The organism is Pseudomonas sp. YH-1, assembly GCF_051990045.1.
Lineage (GTDB): Bacteria > Pseudomonadota > Gammaproteobacteria > Pseudomonadales > Pseudomonadaceae > Pseudomonas > Pseudomonas nicosulfuronedens.
In genome coordinates, this window is the sequence record NZ_CP178184.1 from 5,510,478 (window position 1) to 5,536,154 (window position 25,677).

Here is a 25,677-nt window from a genome sequence, read left to right on the forward strand (position 1 = left end):
TGAAGCCCGCCGCACACTTGTCGTTATCAGAAGGAGTACTTGACGTTGAAGCCGACGTTGTCGCGGTCGCGGCTGGCGTTGTTCTGCCCGGCGCCGTAGAACTCGGTGTACTGCAGCTCGGCCTCCAGGGCGTTCAGGTAGGTAGCCTTGACGCCCAGGGTGTAGGCCTTGCGGCCTTCGATGAAGTTGCCGGTCTGGTAGGAGTTGCCTTCGAAGTCGTCCTTGTAGACGGCGTAGGGCGAGATGTTCACGCCGGCGAAGACGTCGTTCCAGGTGCCCGACAGCAGCAGGGTGTAGCCGTAGGCGTTCTTGTTCACCTGATCGTCGCGGTCGTAGCCGGAGATGTAGGCGCCGTTGCCACGGCCGGAGTAGTAGCGGGTACTGCCGTCATACGCGGTGTACTGCAGGTCGCTGCCGCGCAGGTGTTCGGAGGCCAGTTCCGCCACGCCCATCAGCGAGTCGAAGGACAGCGACGGGCCGAAGTTGTAGATGGTGCCCAACGAGGTGTTGAAGGCCTCGACGCGCTCGTAGTTGTGGATCTGGTCGCGAATCGAGACGTCACCGCCACCGATGTTCACGGTCTTGCCGCTGGCCAGCGCCGGGGCCTGCACCAGCAGATCGCCGAGCAGGTCGTTGGTGGTGGCGATGCCGATCGGCAGGTTCGGGCGGTAGGCCAGCTCACCGAACACCGAGGCGTCGCCCACGGTGGTGTTGAAGCTGAAGCCGTACATGCGGATGTTCTCGACGTACTCGCGGCGGGCGTTGACCTGGTTGGCCACGTCCACGGAGGTCGCACCATTGACCAGGCTCAGCACCTGGCCGGCCAGGGCGTTGCCGCTGCCGGCCGCCGAGACCAGCTGGTCGTAGGAGGTGAAGCCGCCGACGCCGGCGAGCTGATCGAGATCCACGCCAGCGTAGTCGCTGTTCAGGTCGGCGTAGATGGTCGGTTCCTTCGAGTGGTAGTTCACGAAGTAGAAGCCGAACTCGGTGGAGTTCAGTTCTTCGGCCACGTAGTGGAAGGCCACGCCGAACTGACCATCGTTCTTGGCGTTGATGTCCTTGCCGACGTTGGCAACCTTGAACACACCGTTGGAGTCCAGGTACTGGGTACCCTGCAGGCCGCCCACATGGGCTGCGGAAAGCTGCGGGTAGAGGCTCTGGAACAGCGGGTTGGAGAGCGCGCCCACGGTGGTGTAGGCGGTGTTGCCACCATCGGCGAACAGATCGGTCTCGGAGAAGAAGGTGCCGACCGGGTCGATGCGGGTCTCTTTCCAGTTCCACTGGTAGAAGGCGTCCATCGACAGGTTGTCGGTCAAACCGATGTTGAAGCTTGCAGCTTCCACCGGCATCAACACTTCCTTCAGCTCGGAGCCCGGCAGGCGGAACTTGGCGGCGTCCACCGGGTTGGTGGTGTTCACGCCACCACGGTAGAAGATGCCCTCGCCCCAGTTGAACACCTGGCGGCCCAGGCGTGCGGTCAGCGGGTGGTCGGCCACGTCCCAGTTGCCATAGACGTAGGCATCGAGGATCTCGGCGCGATTGCCGGCGGCATCGCGGGTCTCGCTGGTGAAGCGATCGCTGTTGGGGTAGGTCTGGCTCGGCTGCGCCGGATGGTTGTTGTCGTAGTAGTCGTTGCGCTTGTCCATGATCTGGGTGTCATAGAAAGCCGAGCCACGGACGAACAGACCGTAGTTCTTGTAGGTCGCTTCCAGGTCGGAAGTGATCTTGTACACCTCGGAAACCAGGCCAGTGTCGAAGTTACGGTTGCCGTCGTTGCCGTTGATGTCGTTGTTGGTCTTGTCCTGGCCCTGCACGCGCCACAGGGCGCCGTAGGACACGGTGCTGTCCAGCGAGCCGGTGACTTCGTTGTCGAGGAAGCTGAACTCGACCGCCGTTGCCTGGGCAGACATCAGCAGAGGCAGGATGCCGGCCAGGGCGAAACCGGCACGAGCAGGCGCATAACGCAAGACGGGCTTGCGAACTGGGATTTCCATTAGGACTCACTCCATGGACTGATCATTCTTTAGCGGCGCCGCCAGTGCGCGGTACGCCTTGTCAGCCGTTATTCCACGGCCTTGTTGTCGTCGATCTGAAGGAAACTCCCCCAAGGTGCTCGACACGCCTCCCGTCCCAATGGACGGGCAAAGGCTAAGCGGGGTCCGTCGGTGCAACCCCAGTGCCAACAGCACCGATGTATCGGATTCTGCTTACAAAAAATAAAGAATCTGCGCGCTACTTTTTGTGACTGGTCGTTCACTGATCAAATCAGGTGGCCGATTGCGCCATTTACCACCCCTGATGGCGCAATCGGCCCCTGAAGGTGCGACGCAGACACATCGGCGTTTTTCGCCCAATACCACAAAGCGATAAGAATGATATCGGTTAATTTCGATAGGTAACAAAAAGGTGTTACCAACAAAAGTTGGTAACACCTTTTCGACAGTACATTGCGCCCCTGGGACGGGGCGCGGCGGGTGTGTTACGCGAGACTCTTGCTGACCACTTCGTATACATCGCTGGACAGCTCGCCGGACGCCAGGATGCGTTCCAGCTCGGCCTTCATCTGCGCCTGGCGCGCCGGTGCGTACTTGCGCCAGCGGGTCAGCGGGGTCAGCAGGCGCGAGGCGATCTGCGGGTTGAGTGCGTTGAGGGTGATGATCTGGTCAGCCAGGAAACGGTAGCCGGCACCGTCCGCGCGATGGAAGTTCACGGCGTTCTGGTTGGCGAAGGCGCCGATCAGGGCGCGGATCTTGTTCGGGTTCTTCAGGGTGAAGGCCGGATGACTCATCAGCGCCTGCACGCGCTCCAGCCCGCCCGGCAGGGTACAGCCGGCCTGGACGCTGAACCACTGGTCCATCACCAGCGGGTCTTCCTTGAAGTAGTCGGCGAACATTGCCAGCGCCTCGGCCTTCGCACTGTCGAAGGACCCGCTTTGGGATGAAGAGTTGACCAGCACCGCGAGCGCAGTCAGGCGCTCGGTCATGTTGTCGCAATCCTTGTACTGCTCCTGGCAGGCGGCGAGCACTTCAGCCTTGCCACTCTGCATCAGGTAGGACAGGGAAATGTTCTGCAGGCTGCGACGGGCTATGTGCGAAGCCTCAGCAACGTAGGCAGTCTCGCGGGACTGCTTGCGGTTGGCCTGGTAACGCTCCCACAGCTGCTCGTGCAGCGCTGCACCGATCTGCTGGCGGGCGAATTCGCGGGCCACGTGGATCGCCTCGACATCAGCCACTTCGCTGATCTCGGCGAGATACGCCTCGCTGGGCAGCGAGAGCATCTCGGCAACCATGGCCTGGTCCAGACCGGTATCCAGCAGCAGGGTACGGAAAGCGGTGATCAGACGCTCATCCAGGACAAGCTTCTCGCCACGCTGGTGCTGGCCGATCAGCTCCTGCAGGACCTGCACGGACAGCTGCTGGCCGGCTTCCCAGCGGTTGAAACCGTCCTCGTCGTGCTGCATGAGGAACATCAGCTGGTCGCGGTCGTAGGGGAAGCTCAGCTTCACCGGCGCGGAGAATCCACGCAGCAGCGACGGCAGCGGCTTATCGGCAAGACCGACGAAAGTGAAGGACTGCTCGGCCTCGGTGACCTGCAGTACACGGTCGCTGCCGTGGGCGTGCTCTTCGCCCTGCAGGCGCAGCGACAAGGCGTTGCCGAGCTTGTCGATCAGGCCCATCTGCACCGGAATGACGAAAGGCTGCTTCTCGCTCTGCCCCGGCGTGGCCGGGCAGCTCTGACGGAAGGTCAGGGTGTAGCTCTGCGCGGCAGCGTCGTGGCTCTCCTCGACCGCCAGGCGCGGGGTGCCGGACTGGCTGTACCAGCGCTTGAACTGGGTGAGGTCGACGCCGTTGGCGTCTTCCATGGCCTTGACGAAGTCGTCGCAGGTCACGGCCTGGCCGTCATGGCGCTCGAAGTACAGGTCGGTGCCCTTGCGGAAGCCGTCGGCGCCCAGCAGGGTGTGGATCATGCGCACCACTTCCGACCCCTTCTCGTAGACGGTCAGGGTGTAGAAGTTGGAAATCTCGATGAAGGAATCCGGGCGCACCGGGTGCGCCATGGGGCCGGCGTCCTCGGCGAACTGGTTGGTACGCAGGAAGGCCACGTCCTCGACGCGCTTGACGGTGCGCGAGTTCATGTCGGCGGAGAACTCGCTGTCTCGGAACACGGTGAAGCCTTCCTTGAGCGACAGCTGGAACCAGTCGCGGCAGGTCACGCGGTTACCCGACCAGTTGTGGAAGTATTCGTGGGCGACCACGCCCTCGACGCGCTGGTGAGCGGCATCGGTCGCGGTCTCGGCCTTGGCCAGCACGCAGCTGGAGTTGAAGATGTTGAGGCCCTTGTTCTCCATGGCACCCATGTTGAAGTCGTTGACCGCGACGATCATGAAGATGTCCAGGTCGTACTCGCGGCCGTAGACCTTCTCGTCCCAGCGCATCGAGTTCTTCAGGCTGTCCATGGCGTGCTGGACCTTGTCGATGTTCTCCGGCTCGACATAGATGCGCAGGGTGACTTCGCGCTCGCTCATGGTGGTGAACTGGTCTTCCACGCACCAGAGGTCACCGGCAACGAGGGCGAACAGGTAGGCCGGCTTCTTGAACGGGTCCTGCCAGGTCGCCCAGTGGCGGCCGCCCTCTTCCGAACCGCTGGCCACCGGGTTGCCGTTGGACAGAAGCACCGGGTACTGGTGCTGCTCGGCCGACAGCGTGGTGGTGAAGCTGCTCATCACGTCCGGGCGGTCGAGGTAGTAAGTGATCTTGCGGAAGCCTTCGGCCTCGCACTGGGTGCAGAACATCTTGCCGGACTTGTACAGGCCTTCCAGCGCGGTGTTGCTTTCCGGGTGGATGCGCACGGTGCTGTCGACGGTGAAGGTCTTCGCCGTCGGTTGCAGCGTCAGGTGGTTCTCATCGAGCTGGTACTGGCCGGCTTCAAGGGCCTGGTCATCCAGCGCCACCGACAGCAGCTCCAGCTGTTGGCCGTCGAGCACCAGCGGCGGCAGACCATCGCCGCGCTCCGGGTTGCGGCGCATCACCAGCTGGGCGTGGACCAGGGTGTGGTCCTCGTACAGCTCGAAGGTCAGGTTGGTCTCGTCGATCAGGTACTCGGGCGCCTGATAATCCTTGAGGTAGATGACTTTCGGTTGCTCGGTACGCATGGCTTTTGGCCCCTTGGAAGGCGGCAGGCGGAATCGGCCGGCCGGAGGAATCTGGTACTGACTCTAGCGATCTGGAACGCAGCGGGCGAGTCGGGCACGCATCTATCCCTAGATGCGTGCCACGAACCAGAAATTCAATGCGGATTCGATCAGGCGCTGATGGCCAGCTGGTACGCGGTGAACTTGCGTACGTTGATCACACCGGTATCGAAGATCAGGTACTGGCCCTTGATACCCTGCAGGGTACCCTCGACCACCGGAGTCTTGTCCAGATCGAAACTGGTGATCTTGGCCAGGTAGGCCTCCACCGGGTACTTGATCTCGATGGGGTCCATGTCAATCACCGGCTGGATCGCCTGCAGGCCGAAGCGCTGCTGCAGGGCGACGAGGCCCTCGGCACAGGCGTCGAAGATCTGCTCGCGGATAGCTACCAGATCCAGTGGCTCGGCCTCGCCCTTGAGCAGCGCGCGCCAGTTGGTGCGGTCGGTGACCTGGCTACGCAGCAGGTCCTCGACGAAGCCCGACTGCTGGCGGGTCGCCACACGCATGATCGGCAGCGCCTGGCGCGCGCCCTGGTCGATCCAGCGGGTCGGCACCTGGGTGGCGCGGGTGATGCCCACCTTGGCCCCCGAGGAGTTGGCCAGGTAGACCACGTGGTCGGTCATGCAGAAGCGCTCGCCCCACTCCGGCTCGCGGCAGGAGCCGTCTTCGTAGTGGCACTTCTCCGGGCTCATGATGCAGCTGTCGCATTGCGCGAGCTTGGTGAAGCATGGGTAGCAGTAGCCCTGGGCGAAGCTCTTCTTGGTCTTGCGTCCGCAGTGGCAGCAGTTGATCTCGCCCAGGTACTCCAGGCGCACGGTCTTGCCGATCAGCGGGTTGACCGGCACCTGCGAATCGCCCAAGCGGAAGGCGTACTGCACGGGGCTTTCCAGGCGCGCCGACATCTTGTCCAGGGCGCCGCGTCCGATCTCTTGCATCAGTGCAGGGAGTTGGAGGAGAAGATCATGTTCGGGATCGGCTCGGCGTGGGAGGCGCATTCCTGCGGGCCCATGTAGCCGGTGCGCTGGTCCTCGGGCAGGTTGTCCATCTCCCAGGCGATCATGGCCTGCAGCGACAGTTCCTTCTGTTCCTGGGACAGCTTGCGGCCGTCTGGCCACTTGCCGATTTCCACGGCCAGCTTGAGGCTCTCGTAGATTTCGGGGGTGATGTTCTCGATCATTTCGGCGAAGGACGACATGGGCCGGCTCCTGCAGGGGAAAAACGAAGCCGGCATTCTACCGGGCGAAAGCCTCGCGCGCACGAACGCCGGTCAATCGGTTGCGCAGCTTCCGCTCGGCGTAGAGGGTGCTTTCGCAGGATGGCGTGGAGCGAAGCGATACCCATCGATCCCTGCAGCGACAGCATGGGTATCGCCTAGGCTCCACCCATCCTACGGGGAGCCGTTTTTCCGCCGCGCCAGCAGCCCGCCGATCAGGCCACTCAGGCAACCCGCAACCAGTCCACCGACATGGGCGCCGTTGGCAATGGAGCCGAAGCCGAGCAGGTCGATTACCCCCGACAGGCAAACCAGCAACCAGATCAGCATCATCGCCACCACGCCCTTGGGCAGCTGATAGGCCGGCGTCGGCGCCATGCGCTGGAAGATCCAACAGTGGCCGAGCAGGCCATAGAGCACACCGGACAGACCACCGAACAGGCTCGGCCCACTGACGCCGTACTGCACGACGTTGGAGACCAGCCCGAAGCCCAGGCTCAGCCCCAGCAGTAGCCAGGGCCCCTGGCGGTATTCGATGCGCCGCCCCAGTTCCCAGTACCACATGGCGTTCATCGCCAGGTGCAGCCAGCCGAAGTGGATCAGCATGGGCGTGAACAGGCGCCACCACTGCCCCTGCGCCAGCGAGTCGGCCAGCGGATAGAACAGCGCACGGTCCTGGCCGACCATCTGGAAGTTCTGGAAGGTGAACCAGCGTAGCGTTTCCGGGGTAGTGCCCAGCGTGGTGATGGCCGCCACCACGAAGGTCACCAGCAGCACCGCGGCGGTCATCCGGCTCATCTTCAACTGCTGCACGAAGCCTGGCCCGCGGCGCTGCGGCTCGGCCTGCACGGTGAACTCCGGATCACCCTGCGGATAACGCTCATACAGGCTGCGAACCTGCTCGGCCAGCTGGACATTGGGCACCCAGAGCACCTGCTCGCCGGATTCCTCGCTGACCCGGAACGGCACGTTCAACCGGTGCAGCAGGCCGACAAACGCTCCCAGGTCGACTGCCGCCGGCAACCGCATCGCTTCAACTGCGCTCACTCATCGCCCTCCGGACGCTTCACATCCACCCAAACGAACTTGTTGCGGTCCAGCCGCGTTTCCTCGTCCAACCGGTAGGCCGCGAGCTTGCCGTACATCACCGCGCTGTAGTCCAGGCAGGCGAGGTTCGGGCGGATCGGCGCCGGGGTGCCACGCCGCCAGTAGTGGCCGACGAACAGCAGCGGCTCGTCGGCGCCGTAGGTCAGCAGGCGTGACTTCTGCTCCTCGCTCAGGCGTTCGCTGGCCACTTCGTCGGGCAGCGCGTCGGGCTGGAACACGATATCGCCATAGGTTTCCGGCGCGCGGTCCTCTTCCCAGAACTTGGTGCGGAAGGCCGAACGGGTGAAGCCGTCACTACCGGTCAGGGTCATGCCGTTGGGCAGGCGCATGTCGGTGCCGCGCAGCAGGCGATCGCAAGCTTGCTGGGCAAAGCTGCCGGGTTCGGCGGTAGACATGACGAAGGCTTCGTCGATGCGCCCATCCGGGAACTGTCGGCGCAGCGTCTCGATCACGTCGTGGTCCCAGCAGGCATGGACCATGCGGAAGCGCCCCGAGTCGAGGAACAGCGGCATCTCCTGGAACCAGCCGAGAAAGTCGCGCCAGTCCGCCGGGTGGCCTTCGAACTGCTCCAGCGTCTCCTTGATCAGCCGGGCGTGGCGTGGCGTGTGCTCGCGCACGTACTGGCGACCGCTGCCGGGCGCGGCAGGCATCGACCAGCCCAGGGCGTTGAATTCGTGATTGCCCATGATGCACAGCGCCTCGCGGGCGGCGACCATGTCGTGCACCCGGTGCAGCGCTTCTCGGATTCGCGGGCCACGGTCGATGATATCGCCCAGGAACAGCGCCTGGCGCCGCGGGTGCCGCCATACACCGCCCTGAGAGCGATAACCCAGGCGCTCCAGCAGATGGTCGAGGGTGTGCGCGCAGCCGTGGATATCGCCAATCAGGTCATAGCCACGTGCGGGGTCGAGTTCCATCACTCACTGCTCCCGAGGCGGCTGCCCCAGCCCAGCTTGGTCCGGCAGACCTCGTAGTAGTTGTGGTCGATGGGGTGGATCAGGCGCAGCTTCTGTGGCTTCTTGCTCACCGTGACGGTGTCGCCCGGCGCGCAGGTGAAGTGGTTCTGGCCGTCACAGGACACCTGCGGGTAGATCTGCATGTTCGGCGAGACGACGATCTTCAGCTCGCTGTTGCCGTCCACCACGATGGGCCGGCTGGACAGCATGTGCGGGTACATCGGCACCACCACGATGGCATCCAGCTTGGGATGCATGATCGGCCCGCCGGCGGACAGCGCGTAGGCGGTGGAGCCGGTCGGCGTGGCGACGATCAGGCCGTCGGCCTTCTGGCTGCAGACGAACTGGCCGTCGATATACAGCTCGAACTCGATCATCCGCGTGGACTTGCCGGGGTGCAGCACCACGTCGTTCAGCGCGTCGCCCTGGCCAATGGATTCACCGTGGCGGCGCACCAGGGCGTCGAGCAGGAAACGACTCTCGACGATGTACTGGCCGCCGAGCACTTCGGCGACCTTGGTTTCCAGCTCGTCGGGGCGGATATCGGTGAGGAAGCCCAGGCTGCCACGGTTGATCCCCAGCACCGGCACCTTGTGCCGCGCCAGAGCGCGCGCCGCGCCGAGCATGCTGCCGTCGCCGCCGACCACGATCACCAGGTCGCAGATCTCGCCCATGATCTTCCGTGAGCAGGTCTGTAGACCGTGCCCCGGCAGGACCTCGGCGATGGTGTCCTCGAGGATCACGTGCAGGTGGCGCTCAGTGAGGAATTTCTTCAGCCGACGGATGGTTTCCAGCACCTGGGTGCTGCCCAGGCGGCCGATGATGCCGATATTGCGAAAGGGTTCCATGGGACTCCGGACGGCGTTGCGCTACTCGAATGGCGGAATTATGGGCGAAAGGCCCAAGCAGCGGCAAACCGCAGCGTGGCCGGAGCAAGGGTGTAGCAGCTAGGCTTGGGGCATGACCGACTTCACCGCCCTGCTCGACGAGCTGCTGATCGACCTGCGCCAGCCGCAGGTCCGCGACCTCGCCTGGACATTGCTCTCCCCACCCCTGCTGCAACCCGACAGCCCGGCGCTACGCCATCCACTGACTGCCAGTCGTTGGTACTTGCAACCGGCCTTGCTGGCCGACTGGCTGCGCGCCCAGGAGCAGTCGCCGGGCGAGTTGCTGGCGCAGCTCGAGTCCGCACCGCACCAGCGCCTGGGCCGCTACTACGAACGGCTCTGGCAATACGCCCTGGAGCGCGCCCCGGACCTGCGCCTGCTGGCCGCCAACCTGCCGGTGCGCGACAACGGCCAGACCCTCGGCGAACTGGACCTGCTGCTGGAGGACGACGACGGCCTGCATCACCTGGAGCTGGCCATCAAGCTCTACCTCGGCCCCAGCGACGACGGCCCCGACTCCTGGCTCGGGCCGGGCGCCGAAGACCATCTGCTGCGCAAGATCGAGCACTTCTACCAGCATCAGTTGCCCCTCTCTTCCACCGTCGAGGGGCTTGCCGTGGTGCGCGAGCACAGTGACGCCGATCCGGCCCCCGGCCTCTGGCTCGGCGGCTACCTGTTCTATTCCTGGCCTACGCCCTGCCCGCCACCCGCGGGGGCCAGCGACAACCATCAGCGCGGCCGCTGGCTGCACCGGCATGCCTGGCCTGCCTACCAGGCAGAACACCCACACGGCTGGCAGGCCCTGTCCCGCAAGGGCTGGCTATCCCCGGCCGCCGAAGATGAACACTGGAGCACGGAGCGCTTCGCCACCTGGCTGGCAGAACTGCCGGAAGACGGCTTCCCGCAGATGCTGGTGCGAATGGAGTTCCACGAAGGGCGCTGGCGGGAGCAGGAGCGCCTGTTCCTGGTGGGTGACCGCTGGCCAAGGGTGCATAGCGGCTATTCGCGCTGAGCGGCTAGGGTCTTCAACTTCTCTTCCAGCGCTCGCCGTCCCTGCAGGCCACCACTGTGGACCGCGACGATGCGAGTACCGCGCGCGACGCGCCCCGCCGCGACCTCATCGTGCAGCGCCAGCAGCAATTTCCCGGTGTATAGCGGCTCCAGCGGCACGCCACACTCGGCTTCAGTCGCGAGAATGAAGCGCGCCAGCGTCACGTCGATCCGCGCGAAGCCGCCACGACTGGCATCCAGCAGACGGTAGCCGCTATCGGCGGTGCCGCCTTCCCTCAGCAGTTCCGGCACCTGCGCTTCGACGCCATGCCCCGGCGGCACCGCCAGGGCACCGACCACCGGATGCGCACCGCCCTCGCCGAGCACCAGGCCGGCCAGGGTCGTGCCGGTGCCGCAAGCCACCCAGAGCTGCTGGTAGTCCTCCCAACCAAGGGCGCCGAGCTGTTGGCGAATTTGCTCGACCAGTGGCGAGCAACCTTGTGCGCCAGGGAGTCCGCCGCCGCCCTCGCCGACCGCCAGCAACTGGGGATAGCACCGACGCCAGGGCTCCCAGAATTCGGCTTCGTGACGCCGACGATAGCCACCGTAGCCAAGCCAGTGCAGCCGCATGCCGAGCTGGCGCAGGTCGGTAACCGTGGGATTGTCCTGCTCTTCTCCGCGCAGCAGTCCGACGGTCTCGAAACCGAACCGCGCGCCGGCCGCCGCTACCGCGTGCAGGTGATTGGAATGGGCGCCGCCCAAGGTCATCACGCCGGCCAGGCCGAGGTCGGCAGCCTGCTGCAGATAGGGTGCGAGTTTGAACCACTTGTTGCCCGAGACCAGCGAATCCACCCGATCCAGGCGCAACAACGCCAGCTCGACGCCGGCGTGATCAAGCCAATCCAGGTGGGCGCGTTGCAGGGGGGCCTGGGGGCGCCAGCCAGGGAACAGCAAGGCGCCCCGGTCAGCCGCTGGTGACGCTGCGCAGTCTGCCGGCGGTCTTGTGTCGGGAGCAGCAGTTGCTGTCGCCTTCGACAAAGCGGCCGGGAGTTTCCACGCGGTCGATGGGCATGGCGCAACGCTCGCCGTTGGACAGTCGTCCTTCGCAGGCGGGTTGCTGATAATGGGCCAGCCAGCTGCGGTACTGGTCTTCGGCGACGAAGCACTTGGCCGCGGCGTAAGCCATGGGGTTTTCCTGGTAACGGGCGACATCCTGCAGCGACAGGGTCAGATGACCGGCGCCGGGATGGTACACCACGAAGATCACACCCATGCCCGCCAGGCGCTCCAGTACCGAGCCATCGGCCGCCTTGGCCGACAGGGTATCGAGTTCCAGGCGCAGGCCTTCGGCGCCCTGCTGCAGTTGTGTGGCGAGCTGGCGTAGCTGTGCGGTTTCCTCGCGCAGTTGCTCGGCCTCCTTGCGCAGCTGCTGGTTCTCCTGCTGCAGCTGCTGGTCGAGCTCGTTGCGGTAGCCCAGTTCGACGTCACGGACGGAAATCTGCTCCTTGTAGCGAGCTTCCAGGCTGGCCAGGCGTGTGCGGGATTCGTCCTCGATCTGCTGGCGCAGCTGCTCCAGTTCATCGCGACCACTCTGTTCGATGTGGCGCAACTGTGCGGTCAGCTCCTCGCGTCCGCGCTGGAAGCCATTGGCCTGGCCGTCCAGTTCACGGCGCAGGCCGGCATTGATCTCTTCCTCGCGCTTGAGGCCTTCGCGCAGCGCGGCCAGTTCGGCCTGCAGCACCTTGACCTGCTCCTGCGCGCCGAGCTTCAGGCGGCCAAGCTCCTGCTCATGCTGCTGGCTGATCTGCGACAGGCGGGTTTCATGCTGACCGAGCAGCTCGGCGGTCTTCTGTTGGTGCTCCTCGAGCATCGCGCGGGCCAGCTTTTCGGCCTCCTCGCGGGACTCCTCGGCGGGCGCGTACCACTGGTGTTCGTCTGCCATCTGCAGGCGCGCGAGCTCCACGGCGGCCGGTTCTTCTTCCACCAGCACCCCGAGGTTGTTGCGCTTGATGGATTCGCGCAGTTGCACCAGATGGTTCTGGCTCGCCTCCAGGGTCGGGTCCCAGAGATGCATCTGGTGCCAGGACACCGGGCACTGGCTGCGGCAGGCCAGGCGGATAGGCCCGGCGCCCATGTCGGGACCACGGCCAGCGCGGTCGGCCAGGTTGCGCAGTGGCAGGTTCCAGCCTCTGTCGGCTTCGCCCTTCTCGTCGAAGTCCAGATAGAAGAACACCACCGCCTTGACCAGCAGGCGTGGGTTGATCAGCACATAGGCGAGCTGCATCTGCTGATCGGCGTATTCCGGCATCTGCACGACGTTGTCGAGCAGCGCCTCGAATTCGGGGTAGAGCATTTCCCTGCAGACGCCACGGTCGTTGAAGAAGACCACGGCTTCCACCATTTGAGGCTTCTTCTGCATGCTCATCGATTGACCTCTGGGCTGGTGCGGGAGGAAGTCTGGAGAAAAGGGTCTGTCAGAAAAGCAGCACCCAGACAGCGGGAAAATCCCGGCATCCGAGCAAGTCTAGGGGAATTAATGTCGCAGGCAATGTGACTCGGTTGGCACCCGTCCCGGCGGTCAGGCCAAGCGGTTAACCGGCTGGATAATTCTGTGACGCGGTTGGATTTTCGAAAGGGTTTCCGGGCCCGGAAGGGAACTTTTCCGGGCCCGGCTTTGTGACCTGAATCTCAATCGACCCAGGTTACCGCCAACTCAGAGCTCAGCAGCGAGGCGCGAGCCCTGGTTGATGGCGCGCTTGGCGTCGAGCTCGGCAGCCACGTCGGCGCCACCGATCAGGTGCACGCTCTGGCCGGCGGCAACCAGGCCATCGTGCAGCTCACGCAGCGGGTCCTGGCCGGCGCAGACGACCACCGTGTCCACTGGCAGTACCTGCGGCTCGCCGCCGGCGATGCTGATGTGCAGGCCGTCGTTGTCGACCTTGAGGTATTCGACGCTGTTGAGCATCTGTACCTGCTTGTTCTTCAGGCCGGTGCGGTGGATCCAGCCGGTGGTCTTGCCCAGGCCGTCGCCGACCTTGGACTTCTTGCGCTGCAGCAGGAACACCTGGCGCGCCGCGGCATGCGGATGCGCCTGGATACCAGCGATGCCGCCCCGGGCTTCCAGGTTCTCGTCGATACCCCACTCCTGCCAGAAGGCATGGCGATCCAGGCTGGTGGACTCGCCGGCATGGGTGATGTATTCGGAGACGTCGAAGCCGATGCCGCCAGCCCCGATCACTGCGGCAGTCTTGCCGACCGGCTTGCGCTCGAGGATGGCATCCAGGTAGCTGATCACCTTGGCATTCTCGATGCCCGGAATAGCCGGGGTGCGCGGCACGATACCGGTGGCCAGGATGACTTCGTCGAAGCCGCCCTTGACCAGGTCATCGACGCTGACGCGGGTATTCAGGCGCAGGTCGACGCCGGTGGTTTCCACCTTGCGCTTGAAGTAGCGCAGCGTCTCGTAGAACTCTTCCTTGCCCGGCACGCGCTTGGCGACGTTGAACTGGCCACCGATCTCGCTGGCCGAATCGAACAGGGTCACCTCGTGGCCGCGCTCGGCCGCCACGGTAGCAGCGGACAGGCCCGCAGGCCCGGCACCGACCACGGCGATCTTCTTCACATGGGTGGTTGGGATGTAGTTCAGCTCGGTCTCGTGACAGGCGCGCGGGTTCACCAGGCAGCTGGTCAGCTTGCCGCCGAAGGTGTGGTCCAGGCAGGCCTGGTTGCAGCCGATGCAGGTGTTGATCTCGTCGGCGCGGCCTTCGGCAGCCTTGTTGACGAAGTCCGGGTCGGCGAGGAACGGACGGGCCATGGAGACCATGTCGGCATCGCCTTCGGCCAGTACCTGCTCGGCGATTTCCGGGGTGTTGATGCGGTTGGTGGTGACCAGCGGGATGCCGATCTCGCCACGCAGCTTGGCGGTGACCTTGGTGAAGGCCGCGCGCGGCACCTTGGTGGCGATGGTCGGGATGCGCGCTTCGTGCCAGCCAATGCCGGTGTTGATGATGGTGGCGCCGGCCTGCTCGATGGCCTTCGCCAGCAGGACGATCTCGTCCCAGGTGCTGCCGCCTTCGACCAGGTCGAGCATCGACAGGCGATAGATGATGATGAAGTTCGGGCCTACGGCCTCACGCACGCGGCGGACGATTTCCACCGGCAGGCGCATGCGGTTCTCGTAGCTGCCGCCCCAGCGGTCGGTGCGGTGGTTGGTGTGGGCGGCGAGGAACTGGTTGATGAAGTAGCCTTCCGAACCCATGATCTCGACGCCGTCGTAGCCGGCCACCTGGGCCAGGCTGGAACAGTTGACGAAGTCGGCGATCTGCTTCTCGATGCCCTCTTCATCCAGCTCGCGCGGCTTGAACGGGTTGATCGGCGCCTGGATGGCGCTGGGCGCTACGGACTTGGGGCTGTAGGCGTAACGGCCGGCGTGGAGGATCTGCATGCAGATCTTGCCGCCCGCCTCGTGCACCGCCTGGGTGACGATCTTGTGCTTCTCGGCTTCTTCGGCGGTGCTCAGCTTGGCTGCGCCGGAATACACGCCGCCCTCCTCGTTCGGGCCGATGCCACCGGTGACCATCAGGCCGACGCCGCCACGGGCACGCTCGGCGAAATAGGCCGCCATGCGTTCGAAGCCCTGGGGTTTCTCTTCCAGGCCGGTGTGCATGGAGCCCATCAGGGTACGGTTGCGCAGGGTGGTGAAACCCAGGTCCAGCGGCGCGAGCAGGTGCGGATAAGTGGCGGTCATGATTCCTCCGGCATTCACGATGATGCCGCGCCCTCAGCCTGCGGAACGGCTCGGCATGGGGCGCGGTCGGTATGGGGCTGACTCTAAGGAGCGCACCTCCACCGCTCAATGATCGAAAATGACAAGTTACTGACCAAAGATGACACCCCGCCTTGGCAACGCCCGGCCCAAGCCCTACCCTGTGAGGCATCCCATGAGTACCCGTCGTTTATGCGCAAGCTGATCTTCCTCGTCCTGGTGATCCTCTTCGCCGGCTATGCCGGCTGGGCGGAGCGTCGCCCGGTAGGCCACTACCTGTCCGACCTGCGCAGTGAGGTCTCGCTCAACCAGGGCCAGCCGTCCGAGCGCGGCAACCTGCTGGGCGTGCAGCCGGAGCTGTTCACCCAGGACTACCAGAGCGTCGAGCGCCTGCACCTGAAGTTCCGCGCCTACCTGGCCAAGGCCCGAGACGAAGGGCTGATCAACCCTCGCACCGTGGTGGTCTTCCCCGAGCACATCGGCACCTGGCTGGTGGCCGCCGGTGAGAAGCCCGAGGTCTACCAGACCGAGCACATCGCCGAGGCCATGGAATGGATGGCCGCCAGCAACCCGCTGAAACTGGCGCGCGGCTGGCTCGGTGCCAAGGGCGAGGACCGCATGGCCGACGCCCTGTTCCGCATGAAGGCCGTGGACATGGCCCACGACTACCAGACGCTGTTCGGCTCGCTGGCAAAGGAATTCGGCGTGACCATAGTCGCCGGCTCCATTGTGCTGCCCAACCCGCGCATCGTCGAAGGACAGATTCGCACCGGCAACGGTCGCCTCTACAACGTCAGCCAGGTCTTCGGCAGCGACGGCCTGCCCCTGGGCAAACCGCAGCGCAAGCTGTTCCCCATCGACGACGAGAAAGGCTTCACCGGCAGCGGCGATGCGGACGACCTGCAGGTCCTGCAGACCCCAGCCGGGCGCCTGGGTGTACTGGTCTGCGCCGACAGCTGGTATCCGACAAGCTACGCCGCGCTGGCGGCGAACAAACCCGACATCATCGCGGTGCCCGCCTTTCTTACTGGCAACGGCAGCTGGAGCAAGCCGTGGAAGGGGTACAACGGCGGTGCGACACCGAGCGACGTGACCCTCAAGCCCGGTGCGCTTTCCGAAGGTGAAGCCTGGGAACGCCTGGCCCTGGCCGGCCGTCTCGGCGAAAGCGGCGCTCACGCCGGGATCACTGTGTTCTTCCGCGGCCATCTCTGGGACCTGGGCAGCGACGGTCGCAGCCTGGTGATCAATGGCAACGGCCATACCCTGGCGCCCGACGGCCCCGGCGCACGCCTGATCAACCTCTGGCTATGAACCGCCCGACCATGCGGCTCGGCGACCTTTCGGTGGGTTTTGTCCACAGCCTCGCCGATGCGCTGGCGGAGAGCGGCGTCGCTCCACAAGCCCTGCTTCAACAATACGGACTGGACGCGGCACGCCTGGGCGAGCCCGGCGCACGCCTGTCGATCCCCCGCTACATGCGTCTGGGCCACGCGGCCATCCAGCAGAGCGGCGACCCGACCCTTGGCCTGCGCATGGGCCAGTTGAGCCGACCAGGCCAGAGCGGTCTGGCGGGTGTCACCGCCGCCCAGGCACCGAACCTGCGCGCCGCCGCCCGCGCGCTGATCCGTTTCGAGCCGCTCTACGCGCAGAACTACCGCGGCCAGAGCAGCTTCATCGAGGACGCCAGCGGCGCCTGGCTGCGCTTCTACTCCATCAGCCCGTACAACGCCTACAACCGTTTCGTGGTGGATTCGGTGCTGGCCGGCTGGGTGAGCATGCTCGGCAGCATCGGCGCGCAGCCGCTGCGCCCGGAAAAGGTCGAGATCGAGTATCCGGCGCCTGCCTGGGCGTCGCGCTTCGAAGAGATGCTTGGCTGCGCGGTGGAGTTCGGCGCCGAGCACAACCAGCTGCGTCTGGACCAGGCAGCGCTGGCGCGCGCCAACCCGGACCACTGCCCGAGCACCTGGCGGCAATTGCTGGATATCTGCGAAAAGGAACTTGAACAACAGACTCGAACACGCAGCCTGCGCGAGCGCGTTGCCCAGCTGCTGGGCCCGATGCTCAATGGTCGCGAGCCGGACCTGGAGGAAGTGGCCGCGCGGCTCAAGCTGCCGACCTGGACGCTACGCCGCAAGCTGGCCGAGGAAGGCACACAGTTCCGCAGCATCCTCAACGACACCCGCCGCGACCTGGCGATGATCTACATCCGCGACACCGACCTGGCATTCGGCGAGATCGCCTACCTGCTCGGCTTCGCCTCCGCCGAGGCCTTCCAGCGCGCCTTCAAGCGCTGGAGCGGGCAAACGCCTGGGGAGTTCCGTCGCGCCCAGCGCCACAGCGCCTGATCACATTTCCGTGGCGTCGTCGGCCGGTTCCGGCAGATCCTGTTCCACGGCGTGCAGTTCGAGCAGTTCTTCCTGATAGTCGTCCATTGGCTTTTCTCCTGACCGTTCGATCCGGTTTTAGCAAAGACCATGGGGGAAAAGCTAGACGCCAAAGGTGAACGACCTGTGACAGCGTCTTACAGTGCGACGGTAGCATTTTCGGACGGAAACGAAAAAACCCTCAGGTATTGCTACCTGAGGGCTTTCGAATATGGCGCAGCGGACGGGACTCGAACCCGCGACCCCCGGCGTGACAGGCCGGTATTCTAACCGACTGAACTACCGCTGCGTGTCGGTTGGACTTTCGTCCGGTACAGCAACCTCCTTGCGCCTGGAGTGAATCACTCGACAAGCTGGTTCGGGGTAGGAACCAAGGAGGGGGAAAATGGCGCAGCGGACGGGACTCGAACCCGCGACCCCCGGCGTGACAGGCCGGTATTCTAACCGACTGAACTACCGCTGCGCGTAACTTGCGAGAGTGGTGGGTGATGACGGGATCGAACCGCCGACCCTCTGCTTGTAAGGCAGATGCTCTCCCAGCTGAGCTAATCACCCTTCGTCTCGAAGTGGGGCGCATTCTACAGCCGGCAGAACCTAAGTCAATGCCCTGATTGAACTTTTTTTCATTTTCCGCGAAAAAAGTTCGGCGTGCGGTTAATGACCTCGGTGCGGCTCCAGATTCGCGAGCAAGCTCGCTCTTACAGAGTCAACCTAGCGAGCGCTCTTGTAGGAGCGAGCTTGCTCGCGAACAGCCTACGCCCGGAGTCGGAGAGGCACAAAAGAAAAAGGGCGACCCTCGGGCCGCCCTCCTCTTCCACGTTCGACGGTCAGTCGAGGTAGATCATCTTGCGCGTCATGCCGCCGTCGATCACCAGCTCCTGGCCGGTGACGAAGCCGGCACTGTCGCCGATCAGCCAGGCCACCGCCGAGGCAATGTCCTCGACCGTACCGACACGGCCGACCAGGTGCTGGTCATGGTCCAGCTCGGTCAGCGGCTCGGCTTCGCGCTCGCGCAGATCGCGAGCGTCGATCCAGCCGGGGGAAATCGCGTTGACACGGATTTCCGGCCCCAGACTGCTGGCCAGGGCATGGGTCAGCGACAGCAGCCCGCCCTTGCTCGCCGCGTAGGCTTCGGAATTCGGCTCGGACTGGTGCGCGCGAGTGGAGGCGATGTTGACGATGGCACCGCTGTGAGCGCGCAGGTACGGCGCGCAGTGCTTGGCCAGCAGCATCGGGCCGGTGAGGTTCACCGCCAGGGTACGGTTCCACTCGTTCAGGCCGAGGCTTTCCAGCGCCGTATTGTGCGGCCGGGCGATGGCGGCATTGCTCACCAGCGCATCCAGGCGGCCGAACTGGCCGATCAGCTCGGCCACAGCCGCAACGACCTGCCCTTCGCTGGCCACGTCCAGCGCGATGAAGCTGGCGCGCTCGCCCAGCGCCGCCGCGACTTTCGGGCCGCGCTCGCGATCGATGTCCGCCAGCACTACCTGCCAGCCCTCGGCGACCAGCCAGGCAGCGACGCCCAGGCCGATGCCGTGTGCCGCACCGGTGACCAGCACCACCTGGCCGTTGCCCAGGGCGTCCATCACGCTCACAGCGCCGCCAGGCCTCGCGCCAGGTCGGCCTTGATGTCATCGACATCTTCCAGGCCCACGGCGACGCGGATCAGGTTGTCACGAATGCCGGCGTTCTCGCGCTCGGCCGGCGACAAGCGACCGTGGGAGGTAGTGGCCGGATGGGCAATGGTGGTCTTGGTGTCACCCAGGTTGGTGGTGATGGAGATCATCCGGGTGGCATCGATGCAGCGCCAGGCCGCCTCCTTGCCGCCCTTCACCTCGAAGCTCACCACCGCGCCGAAGCCCTTCTGCTGACGCTTGGCCAGTTCGTGCTGCGGATGACTGGTGAGACCTGCGTAGTACACACGCTCTACCCCCGGCTGCTGCTCCAGCCACTGCGCGACCAACTGGGCCGAGGCGCTGTGGGCCTGCATGCGCACGCGCAAGGTTTCCAGCCCCTTGATGAAGATCCAGGCGTTGAACGGGCTGAGGGTCGGGCCAGCGGTACGCAGGAAGCCGACAACTGGCTCCATCTGCGCACGGCGACCGGCGACTACACCACCCATGGTGCGGCCTTGGCCGTCGATGTACTTGGTCGCGGAGTGGATCACCACATCCGCGCCCAGCTTCAGCGGCTGCTGCAGCGCCGGGGTGCAGAAGCAGTTATCCACCGCCAGCAACGCGCCCTTGGCGTGAGCGATTTCAGCCAGTGCGGCAATGTCGACCAGCTCGGCCAGCGGGTTGGACGGCGACTCGACGAAGAACAGCTTGGTGTTCGGCTTGCAGGCTGCTTCCCAGGCTTTCAGGTCGCTCAGTGGCGGGTAGTCCACCTCGATGCCGAAGCGTTTGAAGTACTTCTCGAACAGGCTGATGGTCGAGCCGAACACACTGCGCGAGACCAGCACGTGGTCACCAGCGCTGCACAGGCTCATCACCAGGGAAAGGATGGCCGACATGCCGGTGGACGTGGCCACCGCCTGCTCGGCGCCTTCCAGCGCAGCGATGCGCTCCTCGAAGGTGCGCACCGTAGGGTTGGTGTAACGCGAGTAGACATTGCCCGGCACTTCACCGGCGAAGCGCGCGGCAGCATCGGCGGCGCTGCGGAACACATAACTGGAAGTGGTGAACAGGCCTTCGCCATGTTCGCCTTCCGGGGTGCGGCGTTGCCCGGCGCGCACTGCGAGGGTGTCGAAACCGACGCCCTCCAGGTCGCTGTCCAGCCGGCCGGCTTCCCAATCCTGAGCCATGCCCTGCTCTCCCTATTCGTTTCTAACTCAGTCGTTATACAGATCGATGATGGCGCTGACCGCGGCACCCTTGGTCTTGGTCGCGTCGTTGCGCGCCTGCTCGATCTTGTTCAGATAGGCTTCGTCGACGTCGCCGGTGACGTATTCACCGTTGAACACGGCGCAGTCGAAGTGTTCGATCTTGATCTTGCCGCCCTCGGTGGATTCGATCAGGTCCTGCAGGTCCTGATACACCAGCCAGTCGGCTCCGATCAGCTCGCCGACTTCCTCGGTGCTGCGGTTGTGTGCGATCAGCTCGTGGGCGCTCGGCATGTCGATGCCGTAGACGTTGGGGTAGCGCACCGCCGGGGCGGCGGAGCAGAAGTAGACGTTCTTCGCGCCAGCCTCGCGGGCCATCTGGATAATCTGCTTGCAGGTGGTGCCGCGAACGATGGAGTCGTCCACCAGCATCACGTTTTTGCCGCGGAATTCCAGCTCGATGGCGTTGAGCTTCTGGCGAACCGACTTCTTGCGCGCGGCCTGGCCGGGCATGATGAAGGTACGGCCGATGTAGCGGTTCTTCACGAAGCCTTCGCGGAACTTCACGCCCAGGCGGTTGGCCAGTTCCAGCGCAGCGGTGCGGCTGGTGTCCGGGATCGGGATGACCACGTCGATGTCGTGGTCCGGACGCTCGCGGAGGATCTTGTCGGCCAGCTTCTCGCCCATGCGCAGGCGCGCCTTGTAGACCGAGATGCCATCGATGATGGAGTCCGGACGAGCCAGGTAGACGTGCTCGAAGATGCACGGCGCGTACTGCGGGTTGGCCGCGCACTGACGGGTGTAGAGCTTGCCGTCTTCGGTGATGTACACCGCTTCGCCCGGGGCCAGGTCACGGATCAGGGTGAAGCCGAGGACGTCCAGGGCCACGCTTTCCGAAGCGATCATGTACTCCACGCCGTTCTCGGTGTGACGCTGACCGAAGACGATCGGGCGGATCGCGTGCGGGTCGCGGAAGCCAACGATGCCGTAGCCGGTGATCATTGCCACCACGGCGTAGCCACCCACACAACGGGCATGCACGCCAGCAACGGCGGCGAACACGTCTTCCTCGGTGGGCTGCAGCTTGTTGCGCACCGCCAGTTCATGGGCGAACACGTTGAGCAGCACTTCCGAGTCGGAGTTGGTGTTCACGTGACGCAGGTCGGATTCGTAGATTTCCTTGGCCAACTGCTCGACGTTGGTCAGGTTGCCGTTGTGCGCCAGGGTGATGCCGTACGGCGAGTTGACGTAGAACGGCTGCGCCTCGGCGGAGCTGGAGCTGCCCGCAGTCGGGTAGCGCACATGACCGATGCCGATCTTGCCGACCAGGCGCTGCATGTGACGCTGCTGGAAGACGTCACGGACCAGGCCGTTGTCCTTGCGCAGGTACAGACGGTCGTCCTGACAGGTGACGATCCCCGCAGCGTCCTGGCCACGATGCTGGAGAACGGTGAGGGCGTCATACAGCGCCTGATTGACGTTCGACTTGCCCACGATACCGACGATGCCACACATGCGACGCAACCCCTAGTTGGTGTTCAGGCTAAAACAATTCCGTATTCGGCAGTATCCACCGGACCTGCCATAGCGGCGACGGCTACCCGTCGCCTCCGCCCGCCCGTCACTGGGCCGGCAGCAAAGACCCCACTCCGGATGGCGGAGTGATGGTAACGCCGGACATCCACTGCCCGGCAAAAGTCAGGATGAAGTTCTTCGACCAGTCGGCGACCATCAGGAAATGCGGCATCAGCACCGACTGCTGCCACCACGGATCCTGCTGCACCGGCGCAAGGCTCAGCAGACCGACCAGCAGAACCACCAGCAGCACACCACGGGCGCCGCCGAATACCATGCCGAGCACACGGTCGGTGCCGGACATTCCGGTCACCCGCACCAGCTCGCTGATGAGGAAGTTGACCAGTGCGCCCAGCAGCAGCGTGACGACGAAAAGAAGAGCGCAAGCGGCGATGACACGCCCCGAGGGCAGCTGAATGTAGGGTGCGAGATGCTCGGCCAGGGCGCCGCCGAACATCCAGGCGACCGCACCGGCTACGATCCAGGTGACCAGCGACAGGGCTTCCTTGACGAAACCACGGCTCAAGCTGATCAGGCTGGAAATGACGATGATGCCGATCATCGTCCAATCGACCCAGGTAAATGCCACGTTGCGGCCCAGAAACGGAAAGGCCCCGCATTTTAGCAGAGGCCTTCGATTTAGAAGAGCCCCAGTTTGACATGGGGCTGATTGAGAGAAGCTAACGAACGGGCTCAGCCACGCTCAGGCTGGAAACGCACCACGAAGCCATTGAGCTTCTGCTGCTTGCCCAGTTGGTCGCGCAGGCGATCTGCCTCGGCGCGCTCGACCACCGGACCGACGAATACCCGGTTCATGCCGTCGAAGCTGCGCACATAGGCGTTGTAGCCCTGACTGCGCAGGGACTTCTGCAATTCGTCGGCGCGTGCACGGTTGGACAGGCTGGCCAGCTGCACCGACCAGCTCACCGGCAGGTTGTTGCTGTCCAGGCGCTGGGCCGGCTGTTGCGCCGGAGCGACAGGAGCGGCGCTAGCCTGAACCTGGGCAGGCGCAGCCGGCTTGGGAGCGACCGGTTGCGGGGCCGCAGCCTTGGGCTGTGCCGGCTGGGCCTGCTGGGTCGGCAGGCTGGCGATGGGGGCGGAAGGCGCCTGCGCCGGGGCCACTTCGGCCGGCGGCACGGCGTTGTCCGCATCCTCGGCCTGGGGCTCGGGAACCTCGGTAGGCTGCACTTCGACGGTGGGCATGGCCGGTGGCTTGGGCATCACCGGCGCTTCGACCACCACCTGGCGTACATCATCCTCGCGGGAGAACAGCATCGGCAGGAAGATCACGGCCAGTGCCAACAGCACCAGCGCTCCGACTACCCGCTGCTTGAGCCCCTTATCGAGCAACGCCATGCACAACTCCCCTTAGGTGTACTTCATTGAGCAGCTTATTGAGCAGCCTTGGCGAGCCACTCCAGGGCATCCGCCACGCTGTAGAACGAACCGAACACCAGAATCTCGTCATCAGTGCCCGCTGCATCGCACTGCGCCACCAGCGCCGCAGCGATATCGCCATGGCAACTGACCTGCGCCCCGCGAGCCTGCAGCGCAGCCTCCAGCTCTTCGGCCGGACGACTGCGACCGGTGGGCAGCGGCGCGACGGCCCAATCCTGCACCAAGCCGAGCACGGGTTCCAGTACGCCGTCGAGGTCCTTGTCCGCCAGCAGACCGAACACTGCGTGGCGCACACCCTTGGGCGGCGCTGCGCGCAGGCGGCTGGCGAGGTATTGCGCTGCGTGCGGATTATGCCCGACGTCGAGCAGCAAGTGGCGCTCTTCGCCATGCCATTGCACAGTGCGACGATCCAGGCGCCCGGTCACACGGGTGCGCTGAAGTGCGGCGACCAGCTGCTCGCGCTGCCATGGCAGGCCCAGCAAGGCATAGACCTGCAAGGCCAGTGCGGCGTTCTCCATTGGCAGGTCGAGCAACGGCAGGTTGTGCAGGCTCAGCGCCTCGCCAGTGGAGGAGCGACCACGCCAGTGCCAGTCGCCCTCGCCCATCGCCAGGTCGAAATCCCGGCCGCGCAGGACCAGTGGTGACCCGAGCTTGCGCGCCTGCTCCAGGATCGGCGCCGGCGGCTCCAGGTCACCGCAGACGGCAGGCTTGCCGGCGCGGAAGATACCGGCCTTCTCGAAAGCCACGCTTTCGCGCGTGTCACCTAGCCAGTCGGCGTGGTCGATGCCGATACTGGTGACCACGGCAACGTCGGAGTCGATCAGGTTGACCGCATCCAGACGACCGCCCAGGCCGACTTCCAGTACCACGGCATCGAGGTTGGCTCGCCCGAACAGCCAGAAGGCCGCGAGGGTGCCCATTTCGAAGTAGGTCAGGGAAATTTCGCCACGAGCCGCCTCAACAGCGGCGAAGGCTTCGCAGAGCGCCTCATCGCTGGCTTCGACGCCATCGATGAGCACGCGCTCGTTGTAGCGCAGCAGGTGCGGCGAGCTGTAGACGCCGACACGCTGTTCCTGCTCACCCAGCAGGGCGGCGAGGAAGGCACAGGTGGAACCCTTGCCGTTGGTGCCCGTGACGGTCACCACGCGGGGCGCGGGGCGCCCCAGGCCAAGCCGGCCAGCTACTTCACGGGAGCGATCCAGCCCCATGTCGATTGCCGTGGGGTGGAGTTGTTCGAGATAGCTGAGCCAGTCGGCAAGGGTACGTTGGGTCATCCTGCGAGTGCGGCGCTGGGAGTGTGGGTGAACTTGGCCAGAACCTTCGCCAGACGCGGGCGCAGCTCGGCACGGTGGACGATCATGTCGATGGCGCCGTGCTCCAGCAGGAACTCGCTGCGCTGGAAGCCTTCCGGCAGCTTCTCGCGCACGGTCTGCTCGATCACGCGCGGCCCGGCGAAGCCGATCAGGGCGCGTGGCTCGCCGACGATCACATCGCCGAGCATCGCCAGGCTCGCGGATACGCCGCCATAGACCGGATCGGTCAGCACGGAGATGAACGGGATGCCTTCTTCGCGCAGACGGGCCAGCGCGGCGGAGGTCTTGGCCATCTGCATCAGGGAAATCAGCGCTTCCTGCATGCGCGCGCCACCCGAGGCGGAGAAGCAGATCATCGGGCAACGGTTTTCCAGGGCGTAGTTGGCGGCGCGCACGAAGCGCTCACCAACGATGGAACCCATGGAGCCGCCCATGAAGGAGAACTCGAAGGCACTGACCACGACCGGCATGCCCATCAGCTTGCCGCTCATGGAGATCAGCGCGTCCTTCTCGCCGGTGTCTTTCTGCGCAGCAGTCAGGCGGTCCTTGTACTTCTTGCTGTCGCGGAACTTCAGGCGATCCACCGGCTCGAGCTCGGCACCCAGCTCCTCGCGACCTTCTTCATCGAGGAAGATATCGATGCGCGCACGGGCGCCGATACGCATGTGGTGATCGCACTTGGGGCAGACGTCGAGGGTCTTTTCCAGCTCCGGACGGTACAGCACCGCCTCGCAGGACGGGCACTTGTGCCACAGGCCTTCCGGTACCGAGCTCTTCTTCGCCTCGGAACGCATGATGGAAGGGATCAGCTTGTCTACCAGCCAGTTGCTCATGCTCTCGTCTCCAGTGCAGTGACACGGCGCGATGGGTTGCGCGTGCCGCTGAGCAAATTCATCGTCGCGGTTCCAACCTCAAGGCCGGAACCCCTCGCAAACAAAGGCGCCGCCAGGGGCGTCGCCACGGATACAGCATTCGATACGGACCGTCGGCAGGCAGCTGTTCCTGCTGCGACGACTCCCAGCGCTCCCCAAGGGCAGCGATTGGGTAGTGGACGGCGGCAGGCCGCTCGTCGTC

Annotated in this window: 20 protein-coding genes and 3 tRNA genes; 3 read left to right on the forward strand and 20 right to left on the reverse strand. The window is 64.8% G+C overall.

Annotated features, from left to right (window positions below; all coding sequences use genetic code 11):
• Nucleotides 1-26: 26 nt before the first annotated feature.
• From ACKI1H_RS25135 to ACKI1H_RS25165, 7 genes are all read right to left on the reverse strand, one after another.
• Nucleotides 27-1,994, reverse strand: a complete 1,968-nt coding sequence (locus ACKI1H_RS25135; RefSeq protein ID WP_138525881.1) for a DUF1302 domain-containing protein — start codon at nt 1,992-1,994, stop codon at nt 27-29.
• A 485-nt stretch (nt 1,995-2,479) separates the two neighbouring features.
• Nucleotides 2,480-5,152 carry an aminopeptidase N gene (gene pepN, locus ACKI1H_RS25140; protein ID WP_440466689.1) on the reverse strand — a complete coding sequence of 891 codons (2,673 nt, stop codon included), beginning with the start codon at nt 5,150-5,152 and terminating at the stop codon, nt 2,480-2,482.
• Nucleotides 5,153-5,301: 149 nt separating this feature from the next.
• A complete protein-coding gene (locus tag ACKI1H_RS25145) occupies nt 5,302-6,129 on the reverse strand; it encodes a DUF2797 domain-containing protein (RefSeq protein WP_177421678.1) in 828 nt (275 codons plus the stop codon).
• Complete coding sequence (locus ACKI1H_RS25150) at nt 6,129-6,389, reverse strand: YeaC family protein (protein ID WP_138525879.1); 261 nt, start codon at nt 6,387-6,389, stop codon at nt 6,129-6,131. The genes ACKI1H_RS25145 and ACKI1H_RS25150 overlap by 1 nt, the downstream gene beginning before the upstream one ends.
• Nucleotides 6,390-6,581: 192 nt before the next feature.
• Nucleotides 6,582-7,454, reverse strand: coding sequence for a rhomboid family intramembrane serine protease (locus tag ACKI1H_RS25155; RefSeq protein WP_440466690.1), 873 nt, complete (start codon nt 7,452-7,454; stop codon nt 6,582-6,584).
• A complete protein-coding gene (locus tag ACKI1H_RS25160; protein WP_138525877.1) occupies nt 7,451-8,431 on the reverse strand; it encodes a metallophosphoesterase in 981 nt (326 codons plus the stop codon). The genes ACKI1H_RS25155 and ACKI1H_RS25160 overlap by 4 nt, the downstream gene beginning before the upstream one ends.
• Nucleotides 8,431-9,318, reverse strand: coding sequence for an NAD(+) kinase (locus ACKI1H_RS25165; protein ID WP_017519352.1), 888 nt, complete (start codon nt 9,316-9,318; stop codon nt 8,431-8,433). Before ACKI1H_RS25165 ends, ACKI1H_RS25160 begins: the two co-directional genes overlap by 1 nt.
• A gap of 112 nt (nt 9,319-9,430) precedes the next feature.
• Between ACKI1H_RS25165 and ACKI1H_RS25170 the strand changes: the two genes are divergently transcribed.
• Nucleotides 9,431-10,369, forward strand: coding sequence for a DUF1853 family protein (locus tag ACKI1H_RS25170; RefSeq protein ID WP_440466691.1), 939 nt, complete (start codon nt 9,431-9,433; stop codon nt 10,367-10,369).
• Here ACKI1H_RS25170 and ACKI1H_RS25175 read toward each other — a convergent pair.
• From ACKI1H_RS25175 to ACKI1H_RS25185, 3 genes are all read right to left on the reverse strand, one after another.
• On the reverse strand, nt 10,357-11,268 hold the full coding sequence (locus ACKI1H_RS25175) for a 1-aminocyclopropane-1-carboxylate deaminase/D-cysteine desulfhydrase (protein ID WP_440468909.1): 912 nt from the start codon (nt 11,266-11,268) through the stop codon (nt 10,357-10,359). The genes ACKI1H_RS25170 and ACKI1H_RS25175 overlap by 13 nt on opposite strands.
• A gap of 43 nt (nt 11,269-11,311) precedes the next feature.
• A complete protein-coding gene (locus tag ACKI1H_RS25180) occupies nt 11,312-12,772 on the reverse strand; it encodes a chromosome partitioning protein ParA (RefSeq protein ID WP_440466692.1) in 1,461 nt (486 codons plus the stop codon).
• 288 nt (nt 12,773-13,060) lie between these two features.
• Nucleotides 13,061-15,094, reverse strand: coding sequence for an oxidoreductase (locus ACKI1H_RS25185; RefSeq protein ID WP_440466693.1), 2,034 nt, complete (start codon nt 15,092-15,094; stop codon nt 13,061-13,063).
• A 210-nt stretch (nt 15,095-15,304) separates the two neighbouring features.
• Here ACKI1H_RS25185 and ACKI1H_RS25190 point away from each other — a divergent pair, with 210 nt between their 5' ends.
• Entirely contained in the window at nt 15,305-16,423 is a 1,119-nt protein-coding gene (locus ACKI1H_RS25190) for a carbon-nitrogen hydrolase family protein (RefSeq protein ID WP_440466694.1), read from the forward strand.
• The gene (locus tag ACKI1H_RS25195; protein ID WP_440466695.1) at nt 16,420-17,457 is read left to right on the forward strand and encodes an AraC family transcriptional regulator; all 1,038 of its coding nucleotides are present in this window, start codon (nt 16,420-16,422) and stop codon (nt 17,455-17,457) included. Before ACKI1H_RS25190 ends, ACKI1H_RS25195 begins: the two co-directional genes overlap by 4 nt.
• A 251-nt stretch (nt 17,458-17,708) precedes the next feature.
• Here the strand turns inward: ACKI1H_RS25195 and ACKI1H_RS25200 are convergent.
• The 10 genes from ACKI1H_RS25200 to accD form a co-directional block, all read right to left on the reverse strand.
• Nucleotides 17,709-17,785, reverse strand: a tRNA-Asp gene (locus tag ACKI1H_RS25200).
• Nucleotides 17,786-17,882: 97 nt separating this feature from the next.
• A tRNA-Asp gene (locus ACKI1H_RS25205) sits at nt 17,883-17,959 on the reverse strand.
• A gap of 16 nt (nt 17,960-17,975) precedes the next feature.
• Nucleotides 17,976-18,051 (reverse strand) — tRNA-Val (locus tag ACKI1H_RS25210).
• A gap of 272 nt (nt 18,052-18,323) precedes the next feature.
• A complete protein-coding gene (locus ACKI1H_RS25215) occupies nt 18,324-19,082 on the reverse strand; it encodes an SDR family oxidoreductase (RefSeq protein ID WP_440468910.1) in 759 nt (252 codons plus the stop codon).
• A 5-nt stretch (nt 19,083-19,087) separates the two neighbouring features.
• Complete coding sequence (locus ACKI1H_RS25220) at nt 19,088-20,299, reverse strand: O-succinylhomoserine sulfhydrylase (RefSeq protein ID WP_138525871.1); 1,212 nt, start codon at nt 20,297-20,299, stop codon at nt 19,088-19,090.
• A gap of 27 nt (nt 20,300-20,326) precedes the next feature.
• A complete protein-coding gene (purF, locus tag ACKI1H_RS25225; protein ID WP_138525870.1) occupies nt 20,327-21,832 on the reverse strand; it encodes an amidophosphoribosyltransferase in 1,506 nt (501 codons plus the stop codon).
• A 106-nt stretch (nt 21,833-21,938) separates the two neighbouring features.
• On the reverse strand, nt 21,939-22,481 hold the full coding sequence (locus ACKI1H_RS25230; RefSeq protein WP_138525869.1) for a CvpA family protein: 543 nt from the start codon (nt 22,479-22,481) through the stop codon (nt 21,939-21,941).
• Between the two features lie 104 nt (nt 22,482-22,585).
• Nucleotides 22,586-23,248 carry an SPOR domain-containing protein gene (locus tag ACKI1H_RS25235; RefSeq protein WP_440466696.1) on the reverse strand — a complete coding sequence of 221 codons (663 nt, stop codon included), beginning with the start codon at nt 23,246-23,248 and terminating at the stop codon, nt 22,586-22,588.
• A gap of 35 nt (nt 23,249-23,283) precedes the next feature.
• The gene (gene folC / locus ACKI1H_RS25240; protein WP_440466697.1) at nt 23,284-24,564 is read right to left on the reverse strand and encodes a bifunctional tetrahydrofolate synthase/dihydrofolate synthase; all 1,281 of its coding nucleotides are present in this window, start codon (nt 24,562-24,564) and stop codon (nt 23,284-23,286) included.
• Nucleotides 24,561-25,436, reverse strand: a complete 876-nt coding sequence (gene accD / locus ACKI1H_RS25245; RefSeq protein ID WP_138525866.1) for an acetyl-CoA carboxylase, carboxyltransferase subunit beta — start codon at nt 25,434-25,436, stop codon at nt 24,561-24,563. Before accD ends, folC begins: the two co-directional genes overlap by 4 nt.
• Nucleotides 25,437-25,677: the final 241 nt, after the last annotated feature.

Excerpts from the sequence above, each read along its gene's own strand:
- ACKI1H_RS25135 (WP_138525881.1), bottom strand. The coding sequence starts at position 1,994 with ATGGAAATCCCAGTTCGCAAGCCCGTCTTGCGTTATGCGCCTGCTCGT.
- pepN (WP_440466689.1), bottom strand. The coding sequence starts at position 5,152 with ATGCGTACCGAGCAACCGAAAGTCATCTACCTCAAGGATTATCAGGCG.
- ACKI1H_RS25145 (WP_177421678.1), bottom strand. The coding sequence starts at position 6,129 with ATGCAAGAGATCGGACGCGGCGCCCTGGACAAGATGTCGGCGCGCCTG.
- ACKI1H_RS25150 (WP_138525879.1), bottom strand. The coding sequence starts at position 6,389 with ATGTCGTCCTTCGCCGAAATGATCGAGAACATCACCCCCGAAATCTAC.
- ACKI1H_RS25160 (WP_138525877.1), bottom strand. The coding sequence starts at position 8,431 with ATGGAACTCGACCCCGCACGTGGCTATGACCTGATTGGCGATATCCAC.
- ACKI1H_RS25165 (WP_017519352.1), bottom strand. The coding sequence starts at position 9,318 with ATGGAACCCTTTCGCAATATCGGCATCATCGGCCGCCTGGGCAGCACC.
- ACKI1H_RS25170 (WP_440466691.1), top strand. The coding sequence starts at position 9,431 with ATGACCGACTTCACCGCCCTGCTCGACGAGCTGCTGATCGACCTGCGC.
- ACKI1H_RS25180 (WP_440466692.1), bottom strand. The coding sequence starts at position 12,772 with ATGAGCATGCAGAAGAAGCCTCAAATGGTGGAAGCCGTGGTCTTCTTC.
- ACKI1H_RS25185 (WP_440466693.1), bottom strand. The coding sequence starts at position 15,094 with ATGACCGCCACTTATCCGCACCTGCTCGCGCCGCTGGACCTGGGTTTC.
- ACKI1H_RS25190 (WP_440466694.1), top strand. The coding sequence starts at position 15,305 with ATGCGCAAGCTGATCTTCCTCGTCCTGGTGATCCTCTTCGCCGGCTAT.
- ACKI1H_RS25195 (WP_440466695.1), top strand. The coding sequence starts at position 16,420 with ATGAACCGCCCGACCATGCGGCTCGGCGACCTTTCGGTGGGTTTTGTC.
- ACKI1H_RS25215 (WP_440468910.1), bottom strand. The coding sequence starts at position 19,082 with ATGGACGCCCTGGGCAACGGCCAGGTGGTGCTGGTCACCGGTGCGGCA.
- ACKI1H_RS25220 (WP_138525871.1), bottom strand. The coding sequence starts at position 20,299 with ATGGCTCAGGATTGGGAAGCCGGCCGGCTGGACAGCGACCTGGAGGGC.
- purF (WP_138525870.1), bottom strand. The coding sequence starts at position 21,832 with ATGTGTGGCATCGTCGGTATCGTGGGCAAGTCGAACGTCAATCAGGCG.
- ACKI1H_RS25235 (WP_440466696.1), bottom strand. The coding sequence starts at position 23,248 with ATGGCGTTGCTCGATAAGGGGCTCAAGCAGCGGGTAGTCGGAGCGCTG.
- folC (WP_440466697.1), bottom strand. The coding sequence starts at position 24,564 with ATGACCCAACGTACCCTTGCCGACTGGCTCAGCTATCTCGAACAACTC.
- accD (WP_138525866.1), bottom strand. The coding sequence starts at position 25,436 with ATGAGCAACTGGCTGGTAGACAAGCTGATCCCTTCCATCATGCGTTCC.